This window comes from Neisseria sp. P0021.S006 (genome assembly GCF_051956895.1).
Window position 1 is genome coordinate 1 of sequence record NZ_JBQCWZ010000570.1, and the last position, 851, is coordinate 851.

Annotated in this window: 1 protein-coding gene and 1 pseudogene; both read left to right on the forward strand. The window is 50.5% G+C overall.

Annotation, left to right across the window (positions count from 1 at the left end; all coding sequences use genetic code 11):
- Window positions 1-477: FtsX-like permease family protein (locus ACTHUM_RS15745; RefSeq protein ID WP_440403386.1), on the forward strand; the 477-nt coding region annotated here is incomplete at its 5' end.
- Between the two features lie 197 nt (window positions 478-674).
- Window positions 675-851 (forward strand): annotated as a pseudogene (locus ACTHUM_RS15750) (UDP-N-acetylglucosamine 1-carboxyvinyltransferase); the annotation flags it as partial.

Genomic DNA, 851 nt, shown 5'->3' on the forward strand with positions numbered 1-851 from the left:
ACCAAACTGCCGCGCGTCGAATCGGCAACCATGGATACCGAATGGGTACAGACCCTTTATCGTATTAACGAATTTATCCGCAAGATTTTGTGGTTTCTCTCGCTGACTTTAGGCATGGCCTTTGTCTTGGTGGCACACAACACCATCCGCCTGCAAATCCTCAGCCGTAAGGAAGAGTTGGAAATCACCAAGCTGTTGGGGGCGCCCGCTTCCTTCATCCGCCGTCCTTTCCTTTATCAGGCAATGTGGCAGAGTATTTTCTCCGCCGCCGTCAGCTTGGGCTTGTCGGCTTGGCTGCTGGCCGAAGTACGGCCGCTGGTGGACGCGATTTTCAAACCCTACGGTCTGAACATCGGCTGGCGTTTCTTCACATTTAGCGAAGTGTCGTTGGTATTCGGCTTCGTCATCGCGCTGGGCGTATTTGGCGCATGGCTGGCCACCACGCAACACCTCTTAGGCTTCAAAGCCAAAAAATAAGCCTTAGCAAACAGGCCGTCTGAACCATTCAGACGGCCTGAAATCTTATTCCTTTTGCAACTTAAACAAACCTTGTGAAAATTTAATACTGCCAAATCTAACAGCAAGGGCATAATCCCTTATAATTGATGGTTTATTACCCATCTCATTTCATTTGTGCGGCATAAACCGTGCAGACAAATAACGAAAGACATCCTGTGGACAAACTCAAAATCTCTGCCAACGGCCCCCTCAACGGCGAAATCATCGTATCCGGCGCAAAAAACGCCGCCCTGCCGCTGATGTGTGCCGGTCTGCTGACTTCCGGCACTTTACGCTTGAAAAACGTACCCATGCTCGCCGACGTCAAAACCACCCAAAAACTGCTGCAAGGC